23 protein-coding genes are annotated in these 26,589 nt (G+C 73.5%); 9 read left to right on the top strand and 14 right to left on the bottom strand.

Translation table 11 applies throughout. The annotated features are described in order from the left end of the window. Nucleotides 1–466: 466 nt before the first annotated feature. The 3 genes from ACFZBB_RS29045 to ACFZBB_RS29035 all read right to left on the bottom strand — a co-directional run bounded on the left by ACFZBB_RS29045 (nt 467) and on the right by ACFZBB_RS29035 (nt 3,479). Nucleotides 467–1,762 (bottom strand): M14 family zinc carboxypeptidase, encoded by a 1,296-nt coding sequence (locus tag ACFZBB_RS29045; RefSeq protein ID WP_391128360.1) that lies wholly within the window; start codon nt 1,760–1,762, stop codon nt 467–469. A gap of 175 nt (nt 1,763–1,937) precedes the next feature. Continuing rightward, on the bottom strand, nt 1,938–2,660 hold the full coding sequence (locus ACFZBB_RS29040) for a flavin reductase (RefSeq protein ID WP_391128357.1): 723 nt from the start codon (nt 2,658–2,660) through the stop codon (nt 1,938–1,940). 93 nt (nt 2,661–2,753) lie between these two features. Then, nucleotides 2,754–3,479, bottom strand: a complete 726-nt coding sequence (locus ACFZBB_RS29035) for a M15 family metallopeptidase (protein ID WP_391128354.1) — start codon at nt 3,477–3,479, stop codon at nt 2,754–2,756. 138 nt (nt 3,480–3,617) lie between these two features. Between ACFZBB_RS29035 and ACFZBB_RS29030 the strand changes: the two genes are divergently transcribed. Continuing rightward, on the top strand, nt 3,618–4,634 hold the full coding sequence (locus ACFZBB_RS29030) for an ADP-ribosylation family protein (RefSeq protein WP_391128351.1): 1,017 nt from the start codon (nt 3,618–3,620) through the stop codon (nt 4,632–4,634). A 33-nt stretch (nt 4,635–4,667) separates the two neighbouring features. Here the strand turns inward: ACFZBB_RS29030 and ACFZBB_RS29025 are convergent, their stop codons facing one another. Then, a complete protein-coding gene (locus ACFZBB_RS29025) occupies nt 4,668–5,786 on the bottom strand; it encodes a MerR family transcriptional regulator (protein WP_391128348.1) in 1,119 nt (372 codons plus the stop codon). A 282-nt stretch (nt 5,787–6,068) separates the two neighbouring features. Between ACFZBB_RS29025 and ACFZBB_RS29020 the strand changes: the two genes are divergently transcribed. Next, on the top strand, nt 6,069–7,193 hold the full coding sequence (locus ACFZBB_RS29020) for an FAD-dependent oxidoreductase (RefSeq protein WP_391128345.1): 1,125 nt from the start codon (nt 6,069–6,071) through the stop codon (nt 7,191–7,193). Between the two features lie 28 nt (nt 7,194–7,221). Here ACFZBB_RS29020 and ACFZBB_RS29015 read toward each other — a convergent pair whose 3' ends face one another. Further along, on the bottom strand, nt 7,222–7,671 hold the full coding sequence (locus ACFZBB_RS29015; RefSeq protein ID WP_391128539.1) for a MarR family transcriptional regulator: 450 nt from the start codon (nt 7,669–7,671) through the stop codon (nt 7,222–7,224). Between the two features lie 208 nt (nt 7,672–7,879). Between ACFZBB_RS29015 and ACFZBB_RS29010 the strand changes: the two genes are divergently transcribed. Continuing rightward, nucleotides 7,880–8,422: an ion channel gene (locus tag ACFZBB_RS29010; protein ID WP_391128342.1), complete on the top strand. Its 543-nt coding sequence runs from the start codon at nt 7,880–7,882 to the stop codon at nt 8,420–8,422. Nucleotides 8,423–8,743: 321 nt separating this feature from the next. On the opposite strand, the gene ACFZBB_RS29005 is transcribed toward ACFZBB_RS29010, so the two are convergent. Then, nucleotides 8,744–9,250: a macro domain-containing protein gene (locus ACFZBB_RS29005; protein ID WP_391128339.1), complete on the bottom strand. Its 507-nt coding sequence runs from the start codon at nt 9,248–9,250 to the stop codon at nt 8,744–8,746. A gap of 47 nt (nt 9,251–9,297) precedes the next feature. Beyond that, nucleotides 9,298–11,349, bottom strand: a complete 2,052-nt coding sequence (locus ACFZBB_RS29000) for a BTAD domain-containing putative transcriptional regulator (protein WP_391128336.1) — start codon at nt 11,347–11,349, stop codon at nt 9,298–9,300. A gap of 276 nt (nt 11,350–11,625) precedes the next feature. Between ACFZBB_RS29000 and ACFZBB_RS28995 the strand changes: the two genes are divergently transcribed. Further along, complete coding sequence (locus ACFZBB_RS28995; RefSeq protein WP_391128333.1) at nt 11,626–12,531, top strand: alpha/beta fold hydrolase; 906 nt, start codon at nt 11,626–11,628, stop codon at nt 12,529–12,531. A 152-nt stretch (nt 12,532–12,683) separates the two neighbouring features. Here ACFZBB_RS28995 and ACFZBB_RS28990 read toward each other — a convergent pair whose 3' ends face one another. After that, nucleotides 12,684–13,352, bottom strand: coding sequence for an SDR family NAD(P)-dependent oxidoreductase (locus ACFZBB_RS28990; protein ID WP_391128331.1), 669 nt, complete (start codon nt 13,350–13,352; stop codon nt 12,684–12,686). 150 nt (nt 13,353–13,502) lie between these two features. Between ACFZBB_RS28990 and ACFZBB_RS28985 the strand changes: the two genes are divergently transcribed. The 3 genes from ACFZBB_RS28985 to ACFZBB_RS28975 all read left to right on the top strand — a co-directional run bounded on the left by ACFZBB_RS28985 (nt 13,503) and on the right by ACFZBB_RS28975 (nt 15,566). Next, entirely contained in the window at nt 13,503–13,913 is a 411-nt protein-coding gene (locus ACFZBB_RS28985; protein ID WP_391128329.1) for a winged helix-turn-helix transcriptional regulator, read from the top strand. Between the two features lie 196 nt (nt 13,914–14,109). Next, complete coding sequence (locus ACFZBB_RS28980) at nt 14,110–14,688, top strand: carboxymuconolactone decarboxylase family protein (RefSeq protein WP_391128326.1); 579 nt, start codon at nt 14,110–14,112, stop codon at nt 14,686–14,688. An 11-nt stretch (nt 14,689–14,699) separates the two neighbouring features. Next, nucleotides 14,700–15,566 (top strand): RNA polymerase sigma-70 factor, encoded by an 867-nt coding sequence (locus ACFZBB_RS28975; protein ID WP_391128323.1) that lies wholly within the window; start codon nt 14,700–14,702, stop codon nt 15,564–15,566. A gap of 25 nt (nt 15,567–15,591) precedes the next feature. Here ACFZBB_RS28975 and ACFZBB_RS28970 read toward each other — a convergent pair whose 3' ends face one another. The 3 genes from ACFZBB_RS28970 to ACFZBB_RS28960 all read right to left on the bottom strand — a co-directional run bounded on the left by ACFZBB_RS28970 (nt 15,592) and on the right by ACFZBB_RS28960 (nt 18,967). Further along, nucleotides 15,592–16,464 carry a hypothetical protein gene (locus tag ACFZBB_RS28970; protein ID WP_391128320.1) on the bottom strand — a complete coding sequence of 291 codons (873 nt, stop codon included), beginning with the start codon at nt 16,462–16,464 and terminating at the stop codon, nt 15,592–15,594. Nucleotides 16,465–16,994: 530 nt separating this feature from the next. Further along, complete coding sequence (locus ACFZBB_RS28965) at nt 16,995–17,903, bottom strand: methyltransferase domain-containing protein (protein WP_391128317.1); 909 nt, start codon at nt 17,901–17,903, stop codon at nt 16,995–16,997. 461 nt (nt 17,904–18,364) lie between these two features. Further along, nucleotides 18,365–18,967 (bottom strand): helix-turn-helix domain-containing protein, encoded by a 603-nt coding sequence (locus tag ACFZBB_RS28960; RefSeq protein WP_391128314.1) that lies wholly within the window; start codon nt 18,965–18,967, stop codon nt 18,365–18,367. A gap of 258 nt (nt 18,968–19,225) precedes the next feature. On the opposite strand from ACFZBB_RS28960, the gene ACFZBB_RS28955 reads away from it, so the two are divergent. Beyond that, entirely contained in the window at nt 19,226–20,200 is a 975-nt protein-coding gene (locus ACFZBB_RS28955; RefSeq protein ID WP_391128536.1) for an FAD-dependent oxidoreductase, read from the top strand. On the opposite strand, the gene ACFZBB_RS28950 is transcribed toward ACFZBB_RS28955, so the two are convergent. Beyond that, complete coding sequence (locus tag ACFZBB_RS28950; protein ID WP_391128311.1) at nt 20,197–20,865, bottom strand: helix-turn-helix domain-containing protein; 669 nt, start codon at nt 20,863–20,865, stop codon at nt 20,197–20,199. The two genes, ACFZBB_RS28955 and ACFZBB_RS28950, sit on opposite strands and share 4 nt — an antisense overlap. A 108-nt stretch (nt 20,866–20,973) precedes the next feature. Between ACFZBB_RS28950 and ACFZBB_RS28945 the strand changes: the two genes are divergently transcribed. After that, complete coding sequence (locus ACFZBB_RS28945; RefSeq protein ID WP_391128308.1) at nt 20,974–22,611, top strand: MFS transporter; 1,638 nt, start codon at nt 20,974–20,976, stop codon at nt 22,609–22,611. Between the two features lie 80 nt (nt 22,612–22,691). Here the strand turns inward: ACFZBB_RS28945 and ACFZBB_RS28940 are convergent, their stop codons facing one another. Both ACFZBB_RS28940 and ACFZBB_RS28935 read right to left on the bottom strand, forming a co-directional pair. After that, a complete protein-coding gene (locus tag ACFZBB_RS28940; protein ID WP_391128305.1) occupies nt 22,692–26,246 on the bottom strand; it encodes a trypsin-like peptidase domain-containing protein in 3,555 nt (1,184 codons plus the stop codon). Beyond that, the gene (locus tag ACFZBB_RS28935; RefSeq protein WP_391128302.1) at nt 26,243–26,557 is read right to left on the bottom strand and encodes a trypco2 family protein; all 315 of its coding nucleotides are present in this window, start codon (nt 26,555–26,557) and stop codon (nt 26,243–26,245) included. Before ACFZBB_RS28935 ends, ACFZBB_RS28940 begins: the two co-directional genes overlap by 4 nt. Nucleotides 26,558–26,589 lie beyond the last annotated feature (32 nt).

Raw genomic sequence — 26,589 nt, 5'->3', positions numbered from 1 at the left:
AGGGGCGCGAGGAACTGCGCGAGCAACCCACCACCGGCGGGTGGTCCGGACACCACCGGGCTGCCCCTGTGGGGCGGGTGGTGACGTGCGGGAGCGTCGTGCCCGAGCCCGCCCAACCGATCGGCTCGCCGTCCGGACGAAAGGCGGTGCGCCCCGTCAGGGGCGCGAGGAACTGCGCGAGCAACCCGCCACCGGCGGGTGGTCCGGGCACCACCGGGCTGGCCCTCTGGGGCGGGTGGTGACGTGCGGGAGCGTGGTGGTCGGGCGCGCGGTTCCTCCCCCGGCCTTCGGCAGGGAGGGGCCCCCAGCGCTCCTTCGGGGGCACGACCCGCCGTGCGAACACCGCGCCACCGTCGGGGCTGAGCGCGCGGTTCCTCCCCCGACCTTCGGCCGGGAGGGGCCCCCAGCGCTCCTGGAGAGATCGGTTCACCGTTCCGGGGTGAGGGCGGGGCCTTGAGGGGGCGGGTCACCGCGCCGAGGTGAGGTCGACGGTCGCCAGGACGGTCCTGGCCTGGAGTTCGGCCTGGTCGCCGACCGGCACCCAGTGGGCGTCGGTCGCGGCCAGCAGGTCACGGGCGCCGGAGTCGATCCGGCGCTCCAGCCGGCCGCGCAGGCGGCCGTGGTCGCCGCCGGGGTCCCCCTCGCCGCCGCGCTCCTCGTCGAGCAGCCGCAGCAGCATCCCGGAGGCGCGCAGCGGGATACGGCGGGCGGCGATGTCGAGGGCGGCGACGTGGGCCATGGTCAGGGGGACGGGGGAGGCGTCGGCGAGCGTCTCGTAGTCGTCGGCGAGGCCGGAGAAGGCGCCGACGGCCTGCTCGACACCGCGCAGCAGCGGGCTGTGCGCGGCCTGCGGGGAGAGCAGGCGCCAGGCGCGGTCCAGCGCCGACGCGGTGGCGGCGCCGTCCTTGCGCAGCCGGGCGGCGAGGGAGGCGACGGCCTGGGCGGGGTCGGGGTGCGCGTCCTGGTCGGCCACGCGCCGGGTGGCCCACATCGGGACCTCGACCACGGCGGTCAGCCCGCCGTGCCGGTGCGGGCGGGCCCAGGTGGAGCCCGCCGCGTTCTCCGGCTCGTCGGCGAACCGCCCGGGCGTGCCCGCGGGGGGCCGCACGAAGACGCCGGGCCCCGACCCCGCCCAGTGCAGCGCGTCGTAGGTGCCGGTCTGCACCGGGATCTCCAGTTCGGCCGCGTATTTGCCGAACGGCTCGGCCAGGCCCGGCACATCGGCGGTCAGCCGCACCCAACCGCCGCCGACGTCGGTGCCGTGCAGCGTGCACTGGAGGAACGGCTTCAGGTCGTCGATCGCCGCCAACAGGGCCATCGTCTCGGGCAGTTCGTCACCCGGCGCGCGGAAGGCCCCGGCCCGCTCGGGCAGATCGGCCGGCGCCGGGCGGTAGGTGTGCCGGTAGTGGACGGCGGGCGGCCGGGGCCCGGCGGGACCCGTCTCGTTGAGCACGGTGCCGTCGGGGTCGAGGCAGAGCAGGAAGTCCCAGGTCAGATCCGCGTCGGCCTGCCGCTGCCGGTCGGCGACCGCGTGCTCGGCCAGCCACAGCGCGCTCGCCCCGCCCGTCTGCTCGTCCGGGTGCGCTCCGGCCACCACCAGCACGTGCCGGCTGCCGTGCCCCACCGACAGCAGCCACAGGGGCCGCCCGGCCCGCGACTCCCCGGCCAGCCGCATCCGGCACAGGTCGGGATGCCGCCGGGTCAGTACGCGGGCCGCCGCCGCGACACCTGACACGGTCGGATACGCGTCTGGCCCGCGCATGACGGCTCCTCCTCGTCCCACATCCACGACCACGGCGGCGTCCACTCGCCGTGCCCACCCCCACCGCGCTCCGTACCGGCGCGCCGCGTGTCGCACATCGCGCGCCACCGGCGGAGTATCGGAGTTCGGGTGCCGTGGGCGCGCCACCCAAGGCTGTGCGGGCCGCCCCCGGGTGTCAAGAGCGCCCTGCGGCCCCCGAGTCGGCGCGCGACCGCCCGATGTCGGGCCCCCGGTAGAGGCGTTCGGGGATGGTGGCCAGCGCCGATTCCCGCAGCCGCGGGCCGAGCCCGTAGAAGTGCTGGAAACTCATCACCAGGGGCCGCCACATGTCCGGATCGATCCGGTCCCGCGTGCCCGCCGCCCGTACCTTGTCGTGCACCAGCACGCGCGTGATCCGTACCTCGAACACCACGATTCCGCCGCGCTGTTGGGGGTCGTCCTCGGCCAGCGGGTGGGTGGCCTCGACCACCGCCTCCAGCGCGACCGGACACTCGGCGACGCGCGGCGCCGCGACCGTCTCCGACGCCACCGGGGTCAGCCCGGCCAGCTCGAACTTGCCGCCCTCGTAACGGTATCCGCGCCGTGCCTTCCCCTCGGGCACCGGATCGCGCCCGGTGGTCAGCGCCAGCCGGTCCACGGCCGCCGCCATCGAGTCCTCGGGCAGATTCAGTACGCACGCGCCGTCGCGCAGCAGATTGCGCGCCGTCTGCGACCGCGCCCCGAGCCCCAGCATCGCCCGCCACCCCAGCCAGAACACCGACGACATCGGCGCGAGATTCGCCGACCCGTCCTCGTTCACGGTGGAGAGCAGCACGACGGGCGTGCCGAAGTAGAGGATTCCGGGCTCGATGCGTGAGTGGACGGCGGGTGCGGTCGCTGTGGTGATCTCTGAGGTCATACGGCCAGTGTTGTGCGCGGGGCCGCCGGTCGCTGGCGGGTATCGGACGTCGCGTACGGGGGACCGTAAGGCCCGGTACGGGGGGGTCCGCGGTCAGGAACCGGGCCGCTCGCGGGGGCCGTAGCGGGCGTGCGGCGCGCCCGTGGCCAGCGCCCAGTAGCGGTCGCCGTAGGACCAGTGCCACCACTCGGTGGGGTAGTTGACCAGGCCCGCGGCGGTCAGGGCGGCGGACAGCGTACGGCGGTTGGCGCGGGCCTCGGCCGACAGCCCCGGCGCGTCGGTGTAGCAGGCGCCCGCGCTCTCCTCGGGGTTGGCGTTCACGCGGGTGCCCATGTCCAGTTCGCGGCCGTCCGCGACGAGGGTGAGGTCGACGGCCGCGCCCGCGCTGTGCGGCGCGATCTCCGGCGGCGACACATAACGGCTGGCCGCCTCCCTGATCCGCGCGGGCGTCCACTCCGGCCGCGCGGCGCGCAGCTCCGCCGAGTACCCCTCGAAATAGGCGCGTTGGAGGGACGGCGGCCGGTAGCCCTCCACGAACAGCAGGCCGACGCCGTCGGGCAGCAGCGTGCGCGCGTGCGCGAGCCGGGTCAGGACGCCCTCGCGCAGGTGGGCGAAGCTGCCGTCGTCGTCCTGGCGGCGCGGGTCGACGGCGCCGAGCGGCCCGTCCGTACCGGGGCCGCTGCTTCCCGCCCCGCCCCGTGGGCCACCGCCTCGTCCGTCGCCCCGCACGTCGCCCCGCACGTCGAGCAGCGGCTCGTCGCAGTCCTCGACGGGGATGGCCGCGATGCGCGGGTCCGACATCAGCACGATTTCGCTCATGGTCCGATCATCGCCTGCCGCCCGCCCAAGTGCCGCCCCCGGCCCCGCCCCGCCACCGCCCCGGCTGCGCGGCCTTCGCTAGCCTGCGCGGGTCAGGGACAGAGCCGGGCGCGGGGCGGCGTCGAACGGGGCGGACGGATGAGCGAGCAGGAACGGGACCGGGAACGGGACCGGGACCGGGAGCGGGAGCGGGAGCGGCTGCGGGCGGCGGTCGAGGCGCGCGTGCTGGCGGACTGGGGGTTCGAGCTGCCGGACTCGCTGTTCCGGTTCCACGACTTCATCGGGTCGCTCGACCCCGTCGAGGCGTCGGCCTTCGCGGACCTGGAGCTGTGGCCGTACGGCGTGATGGACCTCTTCGACGCCCCCGGCGCGCGGGCCCGCGAGGGCGTCGACATCCGCGCGCACGGACGTTACTACCGCGACCCGCCGGAGTTCCTGACCTTCCTGCACGGCGGCACCGACGGCCTGCACTACGGCCTCTGGTACGACGACGGCCGCACCTGCGCGGGCGTCGGCTCGTACTACAACAACGACGGCGGCGGTATCGACCGTACCTGCCGCACCCCGCTGGAGGCGGTCCGCGCCACGCTCGAACGCCACTGGTACGACCTGCACGAGGACACCGGCCGGGAGCCGGACGAGGTCGCGGAGCGCGCGCCGGGGATGGCCCGACTCCGTTCGAAACTGGGAGAGTTCGAGACCGGCGACCGTACCGCGACCGGCGCGGACTACGTACGCGCCCACACGTACGGCTACCGGCGCCCGCCGGTCGAACCCGACCGGATCACCACGCTCGACGGCGGCGGCGCCCTCGCGGCGGGCGAGACCGCGCTCGGCCGCCCGCCGCACAACGGCGTGGACGAGCACGCCTTCGGCACGCACATGGCCGCGGTCTTCGCGGACCCCGGCGAGCTGGCGGCGGCCGTCGCCGAGGCGCGGCGGCGCCTCGCGGCCGGTGACCCGACGGAGGCGCTGGTCCTCGGCCGCGACCTGCACTGGGCCTCGGTCGGCGACGCGACCCGCGAGGGTCACGCCCATGAGCTGCTGGCCGCGGCCTACCATGCCCTGGACCGGCCCGCGTTGGCCGCCGTCGCCGACGCGCACCACCGGCACCGGGACCTGCCGCGCGTGGACGTGCTGGAGCCCAAGTCCTAGGGGCCTGTCCGGCGGATCAGGGGGCCATGCGCGTCAGGCGGGCAGCTCCACGACGTCCGCGACCACGCAACTGACGTTGTCCGGGCCGCCGTTGCGGTTGGCGAGGGTCACGAGCGCGCGGACCGCGTCGTCGGGGTCCGGGGTCGTCGCGAGTGTGGCGTGTACGTCGTCGGCCGGGACGACGGCGGACAGCCCGTCGGAGCAGAGGAGATAGCGGTCGCCGGGGCGGGCGTCCTGGAGCCGGATGTCGGCGCCCGCGCTCCCGTCGGTGACCGGGCCCGTACCCGACAACGCCCGTGCCAGCAGGGACCGTTGGGGGTGGGACTCGGCCTCGGCCGGGCTGAGGCGGCCCTCGTCCACCATCGACTGGACCATCGTGTGGTCGTGGGTGATCTGGAAGAAGCCGCCGTCGCGCAGCAGATACGCGCGGGAGTCGCCGATGTGGACGAGGGCGAGCTGGGAGCCGGTCCAGAGCATCGCGGTGAGGGTGGTGCCGACGTGTCCCGGCTCGCGCTCGGCGGCGGCGATGTCGCGGACGGCCTGTCCGGCCTGCTCGACGGCGTCCTCCAGGGCGTTCAGCAGTTCGCCGGCGGGTACGGTGCCCGCGCCCGCGTCGAGGAGTTTCAGTACGTCGACGGCCGCGGCGCCCGCGGGGGCGCCGCCGGTCCCGAAGCCGTCGGCGACGGCGAGCAGGCGGGAGCCCGCGTAGGCGGTGTCCTGGTTGCTCTCGCGGACGAGCCCAGTGTCGGACAGGGCGGCGTAACGGATGCCGAGCGGTGCGGTGGCGGCTGACATGGCGGGGTCCTTCCAGGACAGGTAGTCGATGAGGAAGGTGGCCAGGTCCCGCCGGGCGGCGGTGTCGGCCTCGACGCGGGTCCAGTACGCGCGGACTGACAGGGCCGCGTCCCGGCCGTCCTGGGCGCAGACCTCCTGGATGCCGGCCAGCGGCATCCCGAGGCGGCGCAGCCACGCCACCAGGCGGGCCTTCTCCAGTTGCTCCGGTGCGTACCAGCGGTAGCCGGTCGCCGGGTCCACGCGGGCGGGGGAGAGCAGGCCCAGCTCGTCGTAGAGCCGCAGCGCCCGCTGCGACAGCCTGGCCGCCTTCGAGAAGGCCCCGATGCCCATCAGGCCGGGTCCCGTGTCCCGCTCCATGCCCGCGCTCCTCCGTCCCTCCTCACGCCGGGCCTTCGTCCGGCGCGCGTCCGATGCTGGGGTCTTCCCCGACGTGAGAGTCAAGCAGTGTCCGCGGCCTTCCGTCTCTCCCGTCGTCCGCGCCCCTCACCTGCGCGGCTTTACGGTTCGCTCTACGAACTAATATGGTTCGTAGAGCGAACGAGATGTCGAGGCGTGCGGGGAGTGGTGAACATGGCGGGTGCGGGTGCGGGTGCGGGTGCGGGTGCGGGTGCGGGTGCGGGTGTCGGTGGGGAGGGCGCGGTGCGTACGGTCGCGGTTGTCGGCGGGGGGTACGGGGGCGCCGCCGTCGCCAAGGCGCTGGACCGGGACACGGACGTCGTCCTGATCGAGCCGAAGGACGCCTTCGTCCACGCGGCGGGCGCGCTGCGCGCCCTGGTCAGGCCCGACTGGGCGGCGAACATGTTCTTCCCGTACGACCGGCTGCTGGCGCGCGGCCGGGTGGTCCGCGAGCGCGCTGCCTCGGTGGACCCCGGCGGCGTCACGCTGGCCTCCGGCGCCCGCGTCGACGCCGACTTCCTCGTCCTGGCCACCGGCTCCGACTACGCCTTCCCGGCGAAGACCGAAACCGACTCCACGGCCGAGGCGCTGCGCAGGCTGCGCGTCGGTCACGACGAACTGGCGCTGTCCGAGCGGGTGTTGATCGTCGGCGCGGGCCCCGTCGGGCTCGAACTCGCCGGTGAGATCAGGGCCGTGTGGCCGGACAAGCACATCGTCGTCCTCGACCCGGCCGAGCGGCTGCTCTCCGGTTTCATGCCGGAGCTTCGGGACGACCTGCTGCGCCAACTGGACGCGCTGGATGTCGAATTGCGGCTCGGTACGACCCTGGCCGCGCAGCCGCCGACCGAGCCGGGGCAGGCGAAGACGTTCACGGTCGCCACGTCGTCCGGTGACCAGGTCACCGCCGACATCTGGTTCCGCTGCTACGGCGTACGCGTCAACGGCCACTACCTCGCCGACGGCCGCCTCACCGCCCGTACGCCCAAGGGGCAGGTCCGCGTCACCGACACGCTCAACGTCCATGGCAACGGCGGGACGTACGACCGCGTCCACGACCACGTCTACGCGCTCGGCGACCTCACCGACCTCGCCGAGGCCAAGATGGCGGGGTACGCCATGAAGCACGCCGCCGTCGTCGCCGAGAACATCCTCGCCCAGGTGCGCGGCGAACGGCCCTCGGCCGTCTACCGGCCCTCGCCCGTACCGTCCGTCCTGCTGCCGCTCGGGCCCGGCGGGGGTGTCGGCCAGACCCTGTCCGAGGACCGGCCGACCCCCGTACCCGTGCTCCTGCCGGCCGAGCGGGTGGCCGCGTACAAGGGGCGGGATCTGCTCGTGGGGCGGTTCGCGGCGCTCTTCGGCACGGGCTGAGCCTTCGGGTACGGGACGTGGCGCATGCTCAGTGCGCGACGGGGCCCTCGTCCAGTTCGAGGAAGACGGCGGGCACCTTGTTGTCGCGGACCACGCGGCTGAGCAGACCCGCGAGCGTGCCGCGTTCCGCCTCGGTCAGGCCGGACGGCAACTCCTCGACGCGGCGGCAGGTGTCGGCGTAGAACGCGTCGACCAGCGACCGCCCTTCGGCGGTGAGCGCGACCCGTACCGCTCGGCCGTCGCTCGGATCGGCCTCCCGCCGTACCAGCCCGCGCTGCGCGCAGCGGTCCACAAGGCCGGTCAGGCTCGACTTCGCCAGCCCCAGGATGCTGCCCAACTCGCCCATCCCCAGCGGCTGTCCCATCAGCACGCACAGCAACTGCCCCTGCTGCGGCGTCAGTCCGTACCCCCGGCCCGCCTCCGCGTACACGGCGTTCACCAGGAAGGAGGAGCGCACCAATGCGGTGACGACTCCCATGTGCTCGCCCGCGTCCTTCCCCATACGGCCAGCCTACGGGATAGGGGCGATCGGGTGGTGGTTCGTGACACGAACTATGGAAGGGGTGGGAGGGGCGGAGGAGAAAGGGGAACGCGGTGCGTTCCCGTTTGGACCCGGCCGGATTGCCGCCGGGGTGCGGGCGCCGGACGATCGAGACCGGCGGTCCGTCCGGCGAGGGAGTGATGCGATGAGCGCGCGGCGGCTGGCCGACCTCGACCGCCCCGAGCGGCGCCGGGCGATGGCCGCGAGTGTGGTCCGCTGCGTGCTGTCCACGGCGGCGATCCTGGTCCTGTACTACTTCCTGCCGCTCAACGGCGGCCGTCCCGACGCCGCCGCCCTGATCCGGCTCGGCATCGGCGCCGTCGTCTTCGTCGCGGTCATGCTCCTCGAACTCCGCCGCATCCTCCGCGCCGACCTTCCTCAGCTCCGCGCCGTGGAGACCCTCGTCGTCACCTTCGCCTTCTTCCTCGCGCTCTTCGCCAGCGCCTACGTCTCTCTCTCCCACCTCTCACCCGGCAGCTTCACCGAGCCGGTCAACCGCACCGCCGGGCTCTACTTCGCCATCGTCACCCTCGGCACCGTCGGCTACGGCGACATCGCCCCCACCAGCGATTTCGCCCGCATCCTCGTCAGCGTCCAGGTCCTCATCGACCTCGTCTTCCTCGCCTTTCTGCTCCGCCTGGTCATCGACCTCACCCGCCTCACCCTCCACCGCGACCAGCCCCCCTGACGGGGGTCCCGCCCCCTGCCGGGCCGGCCCCCGCGCTTTCCCGGCCCCCGCGCTTTCCCGACCCCCGGCCCGGCGGGGCTTACCCGCGCAGTTCCTCGCCCCTCCGCAGTGGCCCGCTGGGCCTCGCCGGTCGGTTCGGGGTGGTGTCGGTGGTTTCCCGGCTGCCGGTCCGGTGGGGGTTGCTCGCGCCGTTCCTCGCGCCCCTGTGGGGCTCGGCCGCGTGCGGGTGGGTGGGTCGGGGTTTTTAGGGGGGCGGTTGGCGCCGCGTGGGCGCGACGGGGCACGACGGGGCTGCGCGTCACCGCGAGCCCCGGGGAGGGGTCAGGCTTCGGCGAGGGCGGTGGCGAGGATGGCGTGGGAGGGGCGGTCGAAGGCCATGAGGCGTACGTGTTCGACGCGAGTCGACGCGTGGGTGAGGACGGCGACGGCGATGCGAGCCGCCTGGTCGGCGGGGAAGCCGAAGACGCCGGTCGAGATGGCGGGAAAGGCGAGGGTGGAGACGCCGAGGGTGTCGGCCACTTCGAGGCAGCGGCGATAGCAGGAGGCGAGGACGTCGGCCTCGCCGGAGGCGCCGCCTTTCCAGACGGGACCGACGGTGTGGATGACGTGCCGGATCGGCGGGTCGAGGTCGAACCCGGGGGTGGCGACGGCGTCCCCCCGCGCGCAGGGCGCCACGGCGGCGCCGGCCTCGGCGAGACGGGGGCCGGCGGCCCAGTGGATGGCGCCGTCGACACCGCCGCCGCCCCGGAGGGACTCGTTGGCGGCGTTGACGATGGCGTCGACGGCCTGTTTGGTGATGTCGCCCTGGACGACCTCGATGTGGACCATGCGCTGATGATGGCGGGGGAAGGCGGGCCGGGGCACGTCGAATTCGGTCAGGGGGTCCGCAGGGCGGCGGCCAGGTCGCGCAGGTGGCCGTCGACGGGGCCGAGGCTCAGGAGTCCGCTGGCGGCGCCGGCCAGCTCACCTGCGGCGGGCAGCAGTTCGGCGTGGGCGCGCCGCGCGGCTGGCGGGGAGTCGAGTGCGAGGGCGGCGCGGGCGGTGAGGGTCCACATGGCCTCGTAGAGGAGGTCGTGCGGGGGCGCGGGGGCACCCCGAAGTGCGGCGGCGGCCTCGGAGCGGCGGTCCTCGGCGAGCAGGAGCAGGGGGCGGACCCACGGGGCGTACGGGCCCCAGTCGGCGTCGGTCCGCGCGAGGACGAGCAGGTCGCGGCCGTGCCGGAGCCGCAGGCACAGAAGGGCGAGGGGGAGGAGCCCGCGCTCCAGCCCCGGCATCCCGGCCCCCGTCAGCTCGGCGGCGGCATCCCCGTACGCGGCCTCGGCCGCCTCGAAGGTCCCGGTCTCCGCGAGCCGCAGCGCCCCGTACCACCGGGTGAACACCCCTACGAGCGGCAGTTCATGACGCTCCGCCAGCCGGTCGGCGGCGGCGGCGTGCTCGTCCGCCGCCCCGAAGTCGTCCCGTGCGCAGGCCGCTTGGAGCCGGATGAGCCGGCCGAGCACCTCGGACGTGAACAGGCCGTGCCGCGCGGAGAGTTCGACCAGCTCCGCACCGATCGCATCGCGTTCCGGCGCCAGACCGGCCCGCTGAAACGTCTGCATAAAGGTCGCGTTGAGCGCGAACGCCAGCAGCACCGGATCATCCAGCCGCCGCGCCGCCTCCTGCGCCAACCGCGCCGCCTGCGCCCCGCGCCCGTCCCCGCCGCCGACGTCCCCGCCCCGCGTCTCCAGCGCGATCGTCGCCAACAGCCGTGCGCGCAGGGCCTCTTCGGCGGGGCCGGGCGGCAGGGCCGTCAGGGTGCGTTCGGCGGCTGCCACCACCTGGGCGGCTTGGGCGGGGTCGTCGAGGCGGGTCCAGACGGCGGGGACGTCGTAGGCGCCGATGACGCGGGCGCAGAGGTGGGGGTCGCCGAGTTCTTCGGCGGCGGAGACGGCGGCGAGGCGGTGGCGGCGGGCGGACCGGAGCCCGTCGCCGCCGGTGACGGCGAGGCCGCGCAGGAGGGTGACGGTGGATTCCAGGCGGGCGCGGGCGCCGGTGGGGACGGTCCGGTCGTAGGCGGCGGTGGCCTCGGCCCAGACGCGTTCGGCACCACCCGCGCCGGGGTCGAGGCGGTCGTCGTCCTGCCGGAGGATGTCGGCTTCGAGGGCGCGCAGGCCGGGCCCGGGGTCGACGCCGAGCTGTTCGACCAGGAGGGCGCGGGCGCAGCGCAGTACGGCCAGGGCGTCGCCCTGGCGGCCCGAGCGGTAGAGGGCGAGGGCCAGCAGGCGCCAGGCGTCCTCGCGCCAGGGGTGCTCCGCCGCGTGGGCGTCGAGGTCGGCGGCGGCCTCGGCGGCCAGCCCGAGGGAGAGGCGGGCCTCGGCCCGGCGTTCCACGGCGTGCAGCCGCAGTTCGGCCAGGCGCGAGCGTTCGGCGCGGGCCCACGGCTGGTCGGCGAACTCGGCGTACGCGGGCCCGCGCCACCACCCCAACGCCCGCTGGAGCAGGGCGAGTACGTCCTTCGGCGGCAGCCCGGCGGCCTCGGTCACGGCCTGCTCGAAGCGCCACGCGTCCACCGTGTCGGGCGCGGCGCGCAACGCGTACCCCGGGCCCTCGGTGACCAGCAGCCGGGCGGGCGCGCGCGGCGGCCGGTCGGGTTCGAGGGTGCGGCGCAGGGCCGCGACGAAGGTACGGAGGGTGCCGACGGGGTCGGCGGGCGGTGCGGGGGAGCGGCCGGGACCCGCGCCGTCGTTCCCCGGCCGCTCGGGCCACAGGTCCTCGACCAGCCGGGCGACCGGTACGACGCGGCGGCGGGCGATGACCAGGCGGGCCAGTACGGCCCGGTGCCGCGGCCCCCTCAGCGCGAGGGCCGCACCGCGTACCGCCTCGTCCGGGCCGTCCCCGTTCTCGGCCCAGGCCACCACCGGCCCCAGCACGCCGAACGCCACCCGCACCGCGTACCGCCTCTCCGGGAGTTCCCCCAGGTCACGGTAGCGCGCTCATCGGCTGCTCATCCGCCGCCCACACGCTGGAAGCACGAGCCCGTTGACGCGCCCGGACCGCGTACGGACCAGGCCCGCATACGTGGACGGCCCGCGTACGGACCAGGCCCGCGTACGGCCAGGACCGCGTACGTGCACGGCCCGCGTAAGGCCAGGACCGCGTACGACCGGCACCGCCGCGTACGGGGGCACGGCCCGCGTACGTCCACCCACCGAAAGGGGCACCCCATGCCACCCGCCATCCCCGGCTTCGACCTCCGCCGCGTCCCCGCGGCCGACGGCGTCACCCTCACCGCCGCCGTCGGCGGCTCCGGGCCGCCCGTCGTCCTGCTGCACGGCTTTCCGCAGACCCACCTGATGTGGCGGCACGTGGCCGTCGACCTCGCCGCCGACCACACCGTGATCTGCCCCGACCTGCGGGGTTACGGCGCGAGCGACAAGCCGGCGGAGGCCGACGACACGGCCGGCCCCGCCGGCACGGCACAAGCCGTCTACGCCAAGCGCACCATGGCCGCCGACATCGTGGCCGTGGCCGCCGCCCTCGGGCACGACCGCTTCGCGCTCGCGGGCCACGACCGCGGCGCCCTGGTCGCCTTCCGCGCCGCCCTCGACCACCCCGGAACGGTCACGCACCTCGCCTGCCTCGACGTCCTGCCCACCCTCGACATGTGGGACGCCATGCACGGCACCACGGCCGCCGTCGGCTTCCACCTCTACCTGATGGCGCAGCCGCCCGGTCTGCCCGAGCGGATGATCGCCGCCGACCCCGACCTCTTCTTCGGCCACTTCCTGGACCTGTGGGTCCGGGCTCCCGAAGCCATCCCGGCCGACGTGCGCGCCGTCTACCTGGCCGCCTGCCGGGCCGCGATCCCCTCGATCGTCGCGGACTACCGGGCCTCGGCGGGTATCGACGTCACCCACGACGCGGCCGACCGCGCCGCGGGCAACCGGCTGCGTATGCCCGTCGCCGTCCTCCAGCAGGACTGGGGCGCGGCGCTCGGGTTCGACGCCGCCGCGCTGTGGTCCGCGTGGGCCCCCGACCTCCGGCACACCACGGTCGACACCGGCCACTTCATGGCGGAGGAGTCCCCGGCGACGGTCGTCAAGGCCCTCCGCGACCTCCTCGCCCGCTGATCCGACGGCCCGCCCGTCGGAACACGACGCGGTCGGGGACGCGTGGCGGGTGGTGGCGGCCCGGCGGGACCCGTGCCCGTCGGGGGTGCGGTGCCGCCGGTTTCCGGCTCCGGCGGCGGGCGGACGGTGAAGATCCGCCGCTACGGCGGCGGTCAGACGGTGAAGATCCGCTCGGCCTGGTCGCGGTGGGTGTGCAGGTCCCAGTACACGGGGGAGATCTGGTCCGCGGTGGCGGTAGGTGCTCCCTCGGGGCCGTGGTCACCGATCCACACCCCGATCGCGACGTGGGCGGCCTGAATGCCCTCGGGTTCGAGCTCCTTGTGCAGGTTGATCGCCCAGTTGCGCAGCGCGGCGCCCGCGGCGTTGATGTCGCCGAGCATGGGGACCGGGTCGACCGAGCCGGCGCCCGTGGTGAACAGCAGCGTGCCCGTGCCGGCGGCGCGCATCGCGGGCAGCACCGCGGCGGTGGCGGTCATCGCGCCGTACACGAGATACCGCATCTGTAGGTCGACGTCCTCGGGCGTGGCCTCGGTGGGGTTCAGGAACGTCGGTTCCGGGCCGCCCGGGGAGTACTCCAGCACGTCGATGGCGCCGAAGTGCTCGGCCGCGTCGGTCAGGGCCCGGGTGAGGGAGTCGCGGTCCAGGACGTCGGCGGGGAAGCCCTTGGCGATGACGCCGTCGGCGGCGAGCAGCCCGGCGAGGCCGTCCAGGCGCTCCGCGGTGCGGGCGATCAGGGCGACGTCGAATCCCTCGGCGCCGAAGGTGCGGGCGATGGCCAGGCCCATTCCGGGGCCGGCGCCGACGACGGCGATGGTGGGCATACGGGTTCCTCCCATGGGCGGCCCGTCGCGCGTACGACGGGGTGCCGCCCGAAAAATGGCGGTTACGATAAGTACTCCAGTAACTTTATGGAACCGCCAGACCGCGTCAATCAGGCACTTTGACGTGCCCCGGTTCCCCGGAGGTAACCCATGACGGACCCGGCCCCCACGCCCGGCGAGCAGGCTCCGGCCCGCACGGCCTTCTGCGACGCCGCCGGCGCACGGGCGCGCGAGGTGCTCGACCTCGTGGCCGACAAGTGGTCGCTCCTGGTCGTCGCCGTCCTGGGCCCCGGCCCGCTGCGGTTCACCGAGGTCAAACGATCGATCGCGGGCATCAGCCAGCGGATGCTGACCGTCACACTGCGCGGACTCGAACGCGACGGCCTGCTGACCCGCACGGTCCACACCGTGATGCCACCCAAAGTGACGTACGAGCTCACGCCCAGGGGGCACACCCTCCTGGAGGCCACCCGGCCGCTCATCGACTGGAGTCTCAGGAATCTGGCCGACATCGACGCCTCCCGCGAAGCGTTCGACCAGAGAGCCGAAGACCCGGCTTGAGGGCCGGAAACCCTGCCTGAAAGCTGGAGACCCGGCCTGACAGCGCGATCTCCACGTAGTAGCGCTCTCGACGTCGTAGCGATCTCCACGTCGTACGGCTGTCACGCCCGCGCGCCGGCCGGTGTCTTCATGCACGGAGCCGCACGGTGCCGCACAAGGCGGCACCGAGGCACCGAGGCACGACAAGGAGGCCACTATGGCGCTGCGTATTCCGAAAGCCGAACTCCCCGCCGAGGTCCGTGAGGCCCTGATCGAGCAGCTCGGCACGGTGCCGGAGCCGGTCGAAGTGACGTACCACCACCCCGCGCTCGCCGCGGCCAACCAGGTCTTCGCGGCCGAAGTGGGCCGGTGGGACGTGGTCGACGCGAGCCTGAAGACGTTCGCGCACATGGCCGTCGCGGCGCAGATCGGGTGCGGTTGGTGCCTGGACATCAACTACTTCCTCGCGCTGAACCAGAAGCTGGACCCGGCCAAGGCGAGCCAGGTGCCGCGCTGGCGCACCGCGGACGTCTTCACACCGCTGGAGCGGGACGTCCTCACGTACGCCGAGGCCATGACCACCACCCCGCCGCAGGTGACCGACGAGCTGTCGGCCCGCCTGCTCGACGTCCTCGGCCCCGCCGGGCTGGTCGAACTCACCGTCTACATCGGCTTCGCCAACCTGGCTGCCCGATGCAACACGGCGCACGGGATCACCTCGCAGGGCTTCTCGGACGCGTGCGAGATCCCGCTGGCCACCCGGCAGGAGCCGTCCGACGCGGCGTCGGGCGTATGAACGCCGGGCGGATGGAAGAGGACACCGCCGAGGACCCGTACGTCACCCACCGCAGCCTGCTCTTCACCGTCGCCTACGAGATGCTCGGCTCGGCGGCCGACGCCGAGGACGTGCTCCAGGAGTCCTGGCTGCGCTGGGCCGACGTCGACCGGTCGCGGGTCGGCGACCCGCGGGCGTACCTCGTACGGGTCGTCACGCGGCAGTCGCTCAACCGGCTGCGTACGCTGGCGCGCCGCCGCGAGGAGTACGTCGGCGAGTGGCTGCCGGAACCGCTGCTGACGGCCCCCGACGTCGCCGAGGACGTCGAACTCGCCGACAGCGTTTCGATGGCGCTGCTCACCGTCCTCGAAACGCTCGGGCCGACCGAGCGCGCGGTCTTCGTGCTGCGCGAGGTCTTCGAGACGCCGTACGGGGAGATCGCCGAGGCGGTCGGGAAGTCCGCGGCCGCGGTACGCCAGATCGCCCGGCGCGCCCGCGACCACGTGGCGGCCCGGCGGCCGCGGGTCGAGGTCAGCCGCGCGGAGCGGCAGGCCGTCGTGGAACGCTTCCTCGCCGCCCTGCGCACCGGCCGGGTCCAGGACCTGCTCGACGTCATGGCCCCCGACGTCGTCTTCGTCGCCGACGGCGGCGGCCTCGCCCCCGCCTCCCGCGTCCCCGTGCACGGCGCCGCGCGCGTCGCGGCCCTCCTCGCCGGCCCCGGCCGCCTGGTCTCCGCCGTCTGGCTCAACGGCGCCCCGGCCGCCCGCGTCGAAGTCGACGGCCGTGTCGCCGCCGCCACCTTCGTCGTCCGTGACGGCCGCGTCACCCACATCCACACGGTGGCCAACCCCGAGAAACTCACCCGCCTCGGCCCCGTACCGACCCGCCTCGCCCGCTGAGGCGGGTCGGGACGGCGCCGGTACGTCAGCCCACCGGCTGGTAGTGCTGGAGGTAGAGGAAGATCGACTTCCAGCCGCTGCCGACGTTGAGGATGTGGAGTCGGCCGCCGGAAGGGCCGAGGTCGAGGGCGGTGATGCCCTCGACCTCGTCGTCGGGCTGGACGTCCTGGGTGAAGGCGCGGGTGACGCTGCCGGTGGCGGGGTCGATGGCGTAGACGGCCTTGTCGCCGTCGCCGTCCACGGAGGCGTAGAGGGAGCCGTCGAGCATGGTGGCGCCCTGGATGCGGCTGAGGGGGCGGGAGAGGCGGACGGTGGTGGCGACGGGGAGTTCGGCTCCGGCGGGGAGGGAGAGGAGGTCGCTGAGGCGGTAGCCGACGAGTTCGTCGGTGCCCTGGGCGCTGTCCTGGTTCCAGGGGGCGGTCCAGACGAGGCCGGTGGCCGGGTCGACGGCCACCCACGGGACGCCGCCGGGCAGCAGCGCGAGGGGCAGGCGTACGTAACGGCCCGTCCAGCTCAGGTCGTTGGCGGAGTACAGGGCGAGCAGCGGGTTCCGGTAGCCGTCGCCGTCCTCGATAGGGGCGACGACGTAGCCCCCGTACACGTCGATGTCCCCGATGTGGTCGGAGCCGTAGGCGCCGCTCAACGCGCCAGGAATGGCAAGGGGGTTGGAGGCCGTCTCGTGATTCCCGTCGACCGTCGCCTTGTCGAGGCTGTACGTGCCCGAGTAGTAGAAGTACGTGCCGTCGGTGGCGATGCCCTGCCCGCGCTCCAGGGCGGTGATGCCCGTCCAGGTGGAGTACGCGGGGAGGCGCTGCCAGGTCGTCGCGTACGCCGCCTGCGGCAGCAGCGCCAGGGTGGCCGCGACGGCCACCGTGCTTCCCGCTCGCCAGATCTTCATCAGCCCGAACCTCCATGTCGACCGCTGACGAGGCCAGTTGGCCATCGGCGGCATCCATTGGAGCAGCGGGGCGGCGACGAGCCCACCGGTGGCGGATGAACTCTGGTCGAAGGGCAGTCGAGGGCAAGGGCCCTAATGGACAAGGGCGTTGGCGCCTCGGAGCCCTTAGTGCCTCTGTCTCAGGGCGGGATCACGCGGCCAGGCGCGGCGTCGCGCGGGGTGCCGCGCTCGCCGTCGTACGGCAGGACGTGCTCGCCGCCTGACCCGCCGTCAGTAGGACAGGCGACCACCACGGGTATGCCGGGTGTGCCGGGGGCCGCCGTGCCGGGGCGTCGGCACCTCGACTGTCCGCCCGGTCACCCGCACCGCCCGCTGCCCCTTCGTGGCACCGGCCAGCACCAAGCCGTAACCGACCACCGCCCAGGCGCCGCACAGCGGCAGAATTCGGTGCCGGTCCACAGCGGGGCGGACGAGGAAACGGGCGTACGGGCGTACGCCCTGGGATCAGGTACGGCTCACGGTCCTCGTGCTCAGGTGCGCCGCGCCGCCCACACCGTGCGCTCGGTCCGCACGGTCAGGTCGTCGCGGCGCGCGATGCTGTCCGGGCCCTCGGCGTCGAGGAGCCGGTCGAGCGCGGCGAGGTCTTCCGGGGCCAGGGTCTCGGCGATGCCGCCGCGCATACGGGTCAGGCTGGTGAGCGCGTACCGGCCGACGGCCTCGGCGTGGGGCGGGCCGATGTCCACGGTCACGACGCGCTCGCCCACGACGGTCAGGCCCGCGCCGCTCAGCATGGGCCCCCAGTCGGCGCCGCGGTGCGGCAAGTGCTCGGCGTGGTGGTGGTCGAGCGCGGCGTGGCAGCGCTCTTCGAGCCCCGGGCGCTCCGCGGGCGCGTCCTCGGGCAGGAAGCGCGGGAACGCCGCCAGTTCGACGACGGCGAAGAGCCCGCCGGGCGCGAGCGTGTCGCGGACCTGGCGCAGCGTGCGCTCCGGGTCCGCCATGTGGTGCATGGAGGCCGACGCCCAGACCAGGTCGGGCGCGCCGAGGTCGGGCCACCGCGTGTCGAGGTCCGCCTGGACCGTACGGACGCGCTCGGCGACCCCGGCCGCCTCCGCCTTGCGGCGCAGGCGGTGCAGGTGGTCGGCCGAGGTGTCGACCGCGATGACCTCGGCCTCGGGGAAGCGCCGGAGCAGGGCGAGGGTCCCGGCTCCGGTGCCGCAGCCGAGGTCCACGATGTGGCGGGGGGCGGATTCGACGGGCAGCCACGCGGTGATCGAGGCGGTGTGCTCGGCGAGGACTTCCGCGTCGAGGTCGAGGATGTCCGCCTGGCTGTCGGCCTCGGCGTCGTGATGCGAGGCGGTGGCCTGTGGGGTGCCGTGATCGTGGTCATGCGGGGCGTGACCACGGGCGTCGTGGGCCGCGTGCGGGGCTGCGTGAGTCATGGCGCCCACCGTATGAGGGCCGTGGGCGGGCCGCCCGGTCGCTTTCGGGAACGGCAAGACGGTGGGCGTCCGGGCTGCCGACGGCGCAAGTCGCACGCCCTGGCCCGCGCGAGTCGCACACCCTGGCCCGCGCGAGTCGCGGGCTCCGGCCTGCTCGATTCGCGGGCCCCGGCGTACCCGACTTCGCGGGCCTCGACCTGCGCGGGCCTCGACCTGCGGGAGTCGCGGGCTCCGGCCTGCTCGATTCGCGGGCCCCGGCGTACCCGACTTCGCGGGCCCCGACCTGCGCGAGTCGCGGGCTCCGGCGTACCCGACCTGCGCGGGCCCCGACCTGCGCGAGTCGCGGGCTCCGGCCTGCGCGGGCCTCGACCTGCGGGAGTCGCGGGCTCCGGCCTGCGCGGTTCGCGGGCCTCGACGTACCCGATTCGCGGTCCCCGGCGTACCCGATTCGCCGAACGGGCTCAGGCCCCGTCCTCCTCGCCGCCGCTCTTCTCGTCGCCGCGCTGGTGCCCGCGTCGGGCGTCACGGTCGAAGATGCCCAGCAGTTCGCAGGGCCCGCCCTGCGCGCCGATGGCGTGCGGCAGCATCGTCGGGAATTCGGCCGACTGGTTGGTCTCCACGCGGAAGCGCCGGTTGCCCAGCAGCAGCACGGCCGTGCCCGACAGGACGACGAGCCATTCGCGCCCGGGGTGGGCGCGCAGCCGGGAGGGGCTGTCCGGCGGCGGATTCGTCAGGCGCTGCCGTACGACCGTCATACCCGGGTCCGCCTTGATGGCCCAGCGCATCGTCTGGTGCGCGGAGTCGATCATCGGACTGGAGATGACGTCCTCCGTGGCCGTCTCGACGAGCTGGTCGAGCGTGGTGTCCATGGCGCGCGCGAGGGTCACGAGCTGGTCCAGCGCGAGGCGGCGCTGACCGTTCTCGATCCGGCTGAGCGTGGAGGGGCTGAGCCGCGCGCGGCCGGCCAGTTCGTCCAGCGACCAGCCCTGCGCCACCCGCAGCGCGCGAATCCGCTTGCGTACCAGGCTGTCGAGATCTCCATCGTCTTGCGTCATGCGCAACATCTTATGCCTCGCGCGCAAAGTCCGCTTAGCGTGGTCGTACCGGGCCCCGGACGGGGCTCCCGCTCACCGCAGGACGCAAGCCGACACGTATAGAGAGGTGCGCCCATGCCCGCGACGATTCCCGCGCACGTGAACGATCCGGCCGATGTGACTGATGTGACCGATGTGGTCAATTCGGCCGAGGGGACCGACGCCTTCGCCCCGACCCTCGACGCCGTGGTGATCGGCGGCGGCGCCGCCGGCCTCAACGGCGCCCTCATGCTCGCCCGCTCCCGCCGCTCCGTCGCCGTGGTCGACAGCGGCACCCCGCGCAACGCGCCCGCCGACGGCGTCCACGGCCTCCTCGGCCTCGAAGGCATCCCCCCGGCGGAGCTGCTGCGCCGGGGCAGGGAGGAGGTACGGCGGTACGGCGGCAAGGTGCTGGTCGGCGAGGTGACCGCCGCCGAGGCCGTCCCCGGCGCCGACCCGCGTTTCACGGTCACCCTCGCCGACGGCGCCACCCTCCGCGCCCGCCGCCTCCTGGTCGCCACCGGCCTGCGCGACGTACTCCCCGACGTCCCCGGCCTCGCCCGGCACTGGGGGCACGACCTCGTGCACTGCCCGTACTGCCACGGCTGGGAGGTGCGCGACGAGCCCGTCGGCGTACTCGCAGTCGGTCCCGCCTCCGTCCACCACGCCCTGCTTTTCCGGCAGTTGACCGACGACCTGGTCTACTTCACGCGCGGCACCGACCTGGACGACGAGACCCGTACGCGCTTCGCCGCCCGCGCGATCCGGGTCGAGGACACTCCGGTGGCGGCGGTCGAGTCGACCGGGTCCACGGAGGGCTCCGGGTCCACGGAGGGCTCCGGGTCCACGGAGAGCTTTGGGTCCACGGAGGCCGCCGGGTCCGCCGCGGGCGGGCGCATCGCGGGCGTACGGCTGACCGACGGCCGGTTCGTACCGCGCCGCGTCCTGGCCGTCGCGACCCGCATGCTGGCCCGCACCGACGGACTGGCCGGGCTCGGTCTGCCGATGGAGGAACTGCCGGGCGGGATGGGCCGCCGCTTCGCCACCACCGGCCCCGCGGGCACCACGTCGGTGCCGGGCGTGTGGGTCGCGGGCAACGCCACCGACCTGACGGCCCAGGTCGGCGCCTCCGCCGCCGCGGGCGCCCTGGCCGGTGCGCACATCAACGCCGACCTGGCCGCCGCCGACACCGAGGCGGCTCTCGCCGCGGCGGACGCGCCCTAGGAGCGCTTTGACGCGGCGGGGTCCGGCGCCGCCCGTACGTGCGCGCGCTCGCCCTGCTTGCCGACGAGGCTGAGGAATTCGACGGGCCCCGAGCCGGTGGAGCCGAACCAGTGCGGCGTACGGGTGTCGAACTCGGCCGCCTCGCCCGGCTTCAGCACGAGGTCGTGCTCGCCGAGGACCAGCCGGAGCGTGCCGTTGAGCACGTAGATCCAGTCGTAGCCCTCGTGGGTACGCAGGGCGGGCTCCACGGGGCCGCGCGGCGGGGCGGGCAGGACGAATTTGTACGCCTGGATGCCGCCGGGCCTGCGGGTCAGCGGCAGCACGGTCGAGCCGTCCTTGCAGGCGATCGGACGCAGGTTGAGGCGCGGGTCACCGGTGCGGGGCGCGTCGACCAACTCGTCGATGGTGACGCCGTACACCCTTGCCAGCGGCAGCAGTTGCTCCAGCGTGGGGCGGCGCAGGCCCGCTTCCAGCCGCGACAGCGTACTGACCGAGACGCCGGTCGCCGCCGCCAGATGCGTCAGCGTCAGGTCCCGGCCGAGCCGCAGATTCTTCAGGCGGGGGCCGACGGCGTCGAGGGTGCGGCCCACTTCGTCGTCCGTGCCGTCCGTGCCGTCCGTGCTGTCTGTGCCGTCCGCGCCAGCCGTGCCGTCCGTGCGATCCATGGAGCCCAGTTTGCCGATCGGCAAACAATTTTGCACATCGGGGCCGGTCGTGGCGACGATCGCTCCCTCGTTTCCCTGTTGACCGTCCCTGGTGAAAGGTCCGTCCAGATGAGTACGGAGAGTCCGAACCGGCCCGCGCGGGTCAGTGCCGAAGCCGAAGCCGAAGCCGTAACCGAAATCGAGGGCGCGGGCAAGGCCGTTGACGTACCGGTGGATGTAACAGCCCCTGATGCGGCGGGTGTTGACGACCCGCGTCGGCGCCGCGCGATCCTGATCTCCGTCTGCGTCGCGCTGATGGCCGTCATCGCCTCGGTGTCCGGCCTCAACGTCGCGCAGCCGGACCTGGCCGTCGCGTTCGACGCCTCGCAGAGCACGATCCTGTGGATCATCAACATCTATACGTTGAGCCTGGCGGCGCTGCTGCTGCCGCTCGGCGCGGTCGGCGACCGATGGGGCCGAAAGCCCGTACTGCTCACGGGACTTGCCGTCTTCGGCGGAGCCAGCGTTATCGCGGGTCTGGCGACGTCGGCCGAGGTCATGATCGCGGCGCGGGTGCTGAGCGGTGTGGGCGCGGCGATGATCATGCCGGTGACGCTCGCCGTCATCACCTCCACCTTCCCGGCCGAGGAGCGCGGGCGGGCGATCGGGGTGTGGACCGGCGTCGCGGGCGGCGGCGGCATCCTGGGCATGTTCCTGTCGGCCGCGCTGGTCGACGTGGCGAGCTGGCGTTATCTCTTCGTCCTGCCCGTGGCGCTCGTGCTCGTGGCCGCCGTGATGACGGCGCGGTCCGTGCCCGACTCGCGCGACGCGGCGACGCACTCCTTCGACACGGTCGGGGCGCTGACCTCGGTGGTCGCGGTGGTCGGGCTGATCTTCGTACTCCAGGAAGGGCCCGAGCGGGGCTGGGCCGCGCCCGTGACCCTGCTCAGCCTGCTGGTCGGCGTCCTGGCCGCCGTCGGCTTCGTGGTCTGGGAGCTGCGGCGGCACGGCCCGCTCCTGGACGTACGCCTCTTCCGCGAGCGCGGCCTGGCGGGCGGTTCCGTCGCGCTGCTGGCCGTCTTCGGCGTCCAGGCCGGGATCTTCGTCGTCCTCTTTCCGTTCCTCCAGGCCGTGTTGGGCTGGTCGGGCCTGCTGTCCACGCTGGCCCTCATGCCGATGGCCGTCCTGATGATGGCCACCTCGGGTCTCGCGCCGCGTCTCGCCGAACGGGTCGGCAGCCGTCGCACCATGGCCCTCGGCATCCTCCTCGGCGGCGCGGGCCTCGCCCTGATGGCCACGCTCGTCTCCGTGGACGGCGGCTACCTCTCCGTCCTGCCCGGCATGCTCGCCATGGGCATCGGCATGGGCCTCACCATGACCCCCGCCACCGAGGCCATCACCAGCTCGCTGCCCAGCGAACGCCAAGGGGTCGCCTCCGCGCTCAACGACGTCACCCGCGAATTCGGCACCGCCCTCGGTGTCGCCCTCCTCGGCGCCCTCCTCTCCTCCGGCTACCGCGGCGCCATCGGCCCCCGCCTCGACGGCGTGCCCCCGGCCACCGCCGCCACCGCTCGCGAAGGCATCGCCAACGCCGTCGAAGCCGCCCACGCCACCGGCGGCCCCACCGCCCCCGCCCTCGTCCGCGCCGCCCAGCAGTCCTTCGTCGACGGCTGGCAACAAGCCATGTGGGCCGGCGTAGCCGTCATGACCCTCCTCCTCGCCTACCTCCTCCTCCCCGGCAACTCCCGCCGCGCCCGGACTTCGTAACCCCGACCCGAACCGAACCAGGCTGCAAGACCGCTCAGTTCGGTCCGGTCGCCCATCCGCCCGTTCCCGACGGCCCCGGTCTACGGGCCGAGTTGGTACAGCAGGTGTGCCCGGGCCGCCGGGTCGGGTACGGCCTCTGCCGCGGCACGGCGTACGTCGTTGGCCAGAAATTCCGACAGCGCCAGGGCGGACAACGCGCTGGCTGCGGAGGGATCACCGCGCTCAGCGGCCGACTTCGCCGCCCATAAGCGGAACTCAGGTCCGACACCGTCCTCGTAAGCCAGATGCAGCAGGGCTTCCGCGCGTCCCGCGTCTCCTCGACGATCGGCTTCTCTGGCAGCCGTGAGTCTCGCCGAGTCGGTCAGCGCGCGGTCCCAGCACAGCGCTCGCCATACCTCCCGGACATCAGGGCCCAGGTAGACGGTCGCGGGTATCGCGTGCGCCGCTTGGAGCCGGAAGCTCTCGTGCGCGCCTCCGCGCGCGATCCGCTCCAGGGCCTCCGCGCCCAGCCGTGGAGAGAAGTCGATCGTCGCCGTCGCGGCTTCCACCGCCATGGCACCGTTGGCCGGAGCCCACGAATCGGCCAGTTGCACCAGGGCCTCCGCGCCAAGTTGCCGGTGGAACCGGCCTGCCTTCCGCCCCGCCGTGACACGGCCCCGGTCCGACAGGCTCGGGTCGGCGCACAGTCTCAAGAGGGAGCGCAGGGCGGTGTCCTGGCCGAAGATGGGGAGCAGTTCTGCCGCCTCGATCCGCCAGGTCTCCTCCGTACCTTGGAGCTGACGATCGTCGACGAGACGGTACGCGGTGCTCACTCCCCGTCCCGTGTCGTACCCCATCAAGGCACGCGCGGCGGCAACGCGCTTCTCGCCATCGAGCCCCCATCTGCCATTGGCCAGTTCTTCCAGATAGTTCAGCCCTTCACCGAGGTGACACCGGGTGTAGGCCATGGCCATCCGTAGGGGGTCCGGGCCGTTGGCCGCGGGCCCTCCCCTCGTCAACTGCCGGAAGAGCACGAGGCCCCGCGCGGGATCGTGCCGGTCCACCGCTTCGGCCGCTTCGGCTCGGTGATCCCCCATCGTCTCGTCGGCGGCCAGTACTTCGTGGACGGCGACGGTGTTGTCGGGGGCGTACCGGCCCAGCGTTTTCGCCATGTGCAACCGCACACCGCTGTCCAGGCCGCGGTCCGTTACGACGGCGGACATCAGCCGCAGCCCGAGCGCCTGGTCGTACGCCGCCGCTATCTCGGCCACCCGTGAGCGTGCGTTGCCGTCCCTGCGGTTCTTGCCGCCGAGCCGTTCCAGGGCGCTGACCAGCTCCTGCTTGTCGAGGAGCGCGAGTTGACGGCACGCCGCCTCCCACTCCTCGGCGGACTGCCCGCGGTCGAAGCGGATCACCACCTCGCGCAGTATCACCGCAGCGCGCCGTAGGATCCGGTCCGGTACGGGGATGCCGTTGACGACGAGTTCCACGACGAAGCGGTGCGTGCCCCGATGTGGCCACCTCAGCAGCCTGGCCAGCGGCTTTTCCAGCCCCGCAGGATCGGCTGCCGCCTGGAGACCGGCCAGGAAGACCTTGGTCTCCAGGTCCTCCCATGGCCAACGCCGCCGCTCCAGGTGTCGTCGCGGGCCCCCATGGCCGAACAGGTAGAGCGCGGCCAGGTACTCCTCGATCGACGGGTGGAGAAAGCGCAGGCTCCCCTCACGCTGCTCCAGCAGGCCGCTGTGTTCCAGCACGCCGCGCAGGATCTGTCTCCAGGCGTGAGGCGTGACCGACGCGGGACGCGGCACCGCGGACAGAGCTGTCGCCCGGTCCAGCAGATCGCTGCCCGCGCCCCCGAACACCAGCCGGTCGTGAGCCAGCCGTTCCAGCAGCGGCAGCACCTCACGCAGCAGGTCCGTGACACCCTGCTGCGCTTCGGCGTCGCCTTCGTCGATGAGGCTGCGGTGCCGCTGCCGGGCATCGGCCGTATTGCGATGCTGGACGAGGATGTCGATGAACCGCTCGTACAACTCCGAACGGTTGAAGGGCAGTTGTTTGCCGGGACCCTCGACGTCCTCGGCGTAGACCACGCACATCATGGTCGCGATCAGGGGAATGCGGGCGAACTCCCGCAGCCGCGGGTTGCGTTCCACCTCGCCGGTGAAGAGGGCGGCGGTCGCGACCGGGTCGGGCTTGCCCACCGCGCGGAACCACTTCTCGGCGAAGGCGGGCAACTCCTCAGGGAGGAACGGCTCGATGGCGTATGTGGGGTGCTCGTCGTCGCCGATCCGGTTCAGGAGGCCGTCGGGCAGTGGACGGCTGGCTACCATCACCTGCCAGCCGGGCCGGTCGCGGAGCCTTCCGATGACGTGCAGTACGTCGATACGGCGCCAGGACGGCACCTCGTCCAGGCCGTCGATCAACACCAACCACCTTGTGCCAGGCGGTGGTTCGCGTCGGAACAGCGCGTTCAGTTCATCGGTGCCGAGGGTGGTGCCGCCCAGCTCACGCTGGACCGCGCGGGTGAGCCGGTCGGGAATGCCGCCGGGCTCCGTGATCAGGTCCTCGGCCCGTACCAGGATCGGTAGGACCGTCGGCACCCCCTCGGCGCCGCCGTCGCCTTCGAGCCACTGACGAGCGGAGTCGCCCGCGATGCTGCGCAGCAGACTGGACTTGCCCGCGCCCGGACCGCCGACGACTTGCACGCCGTGGTGGCGGCCGACGAGGCTCTCAGCGGTGACGCGTTCCGTCCCGGGCGGCTCAGTGGCCCCGCCGGCTGCCCTGCCCCCACGCCTGCTGGCCAGCTGTGTCAAATACACCTCGTTCAGCGGCGGTTCCACCAACGAAGGGAAAAGGTACGGATGACGTACGGAGATGTGTCCGGCGTCGTCGAGGTAGCTACGCAAGCGCATGTCCAACTCCCCCTCCCTGGGCAGGCCTTCCACGGAGGTTGTGGGCACGACGTCCACCAACTGCTCGGGGTCCAAGGGCACGTCGACCGATTCCTCAAGGAGCTGTGCGGCGTCTCCGAGCCGTGCGTGCCAGGCGTCGGCACGCAGCACCGCAAGGTGGTCCAGCCCGTCGGTCGGATGGTGATGGCCCACGATGCCGATCACGCGGTCACGGCACCACACCGCTGCGCCCGACATGCCTGCCCACGGCGACCGCGTGGGATCCGCGAAGTGCGCCGGCGGCGCGACCCGCAGGTCGAGGGTGCCCTCCTTGCGGTTCGACAGCACGTCGCAGGTGCACTGGGCGTCATGGAATGCGTCCCGGAACGGTGCACCGCCCCCCTCGTCACGCACCTTGAACAGCGGAAAGCCCATCACGGCGCACGTCAACCGCGCACTACGCGCTGACACCCGGGCGTACTCCACCGGCGTGAAGGCCTCCTGGCCCTCCTTGCTCACCGAAAGCACGGCTACGTCGAGGTCCGCTTCCGCCCAATGGACTTCCGCGTTCAACACGCGCTCACCGGCCAGGCCGGCATCGAGCCGCACCCGGACCGTGCTCGCCCCCGCGACCACATGCGCGGCCGTCAGTACCCGGCCGGCCGCCACCACGTAGCCCGAACCCCTACGTCCCGCTGCCCCGTCCCGCGTCACGAGGATCTCGGCCACCCGGGCGGCGTCGAAACCGCCCGCCACCTCTGTCACCGCTCCCCGGGAATCTCATCCCCGACAATCAGCGCCGCCGCACCACCGGCGAGGCGCGGCTGAAGTGTCAGCGTGATCTTCTGAACGTCCGAGCGCGTGACTTTTCCGTCGCCTCCTGCCCCGACCACCCAGAACCTGACCTTTCCCTGACCGCCTGCCTCCTTGCCGACGGTCACGGTCGCTTCCACCTCGACCGTCCCCAGCTCAAATCGCAGGCGTTCTCCTTCTCCGTCGGTCATCGCGGAGTCGAGTTCCCACCGTAATTCCCGAATCATGGCCGACAGTTCGATCACACCGTCCCCCTCATCCACCGCCCCGATCCTTCATCGTAGGCACCGGCCGC

Source organism: Streptomyces sp. NPDC008139, assembly GCF_042957025.1.
Taxonomy (GTDB): Bacteria; Actinomycetota; Actinomycetes; order Streptomycetales; family Streptomycetaceae; genus Actinacidiphila.
Note: the sequence above shows the minus strand (reverse complement) of the source record. Positions and strands in the feature narration are given on the sequence as shown.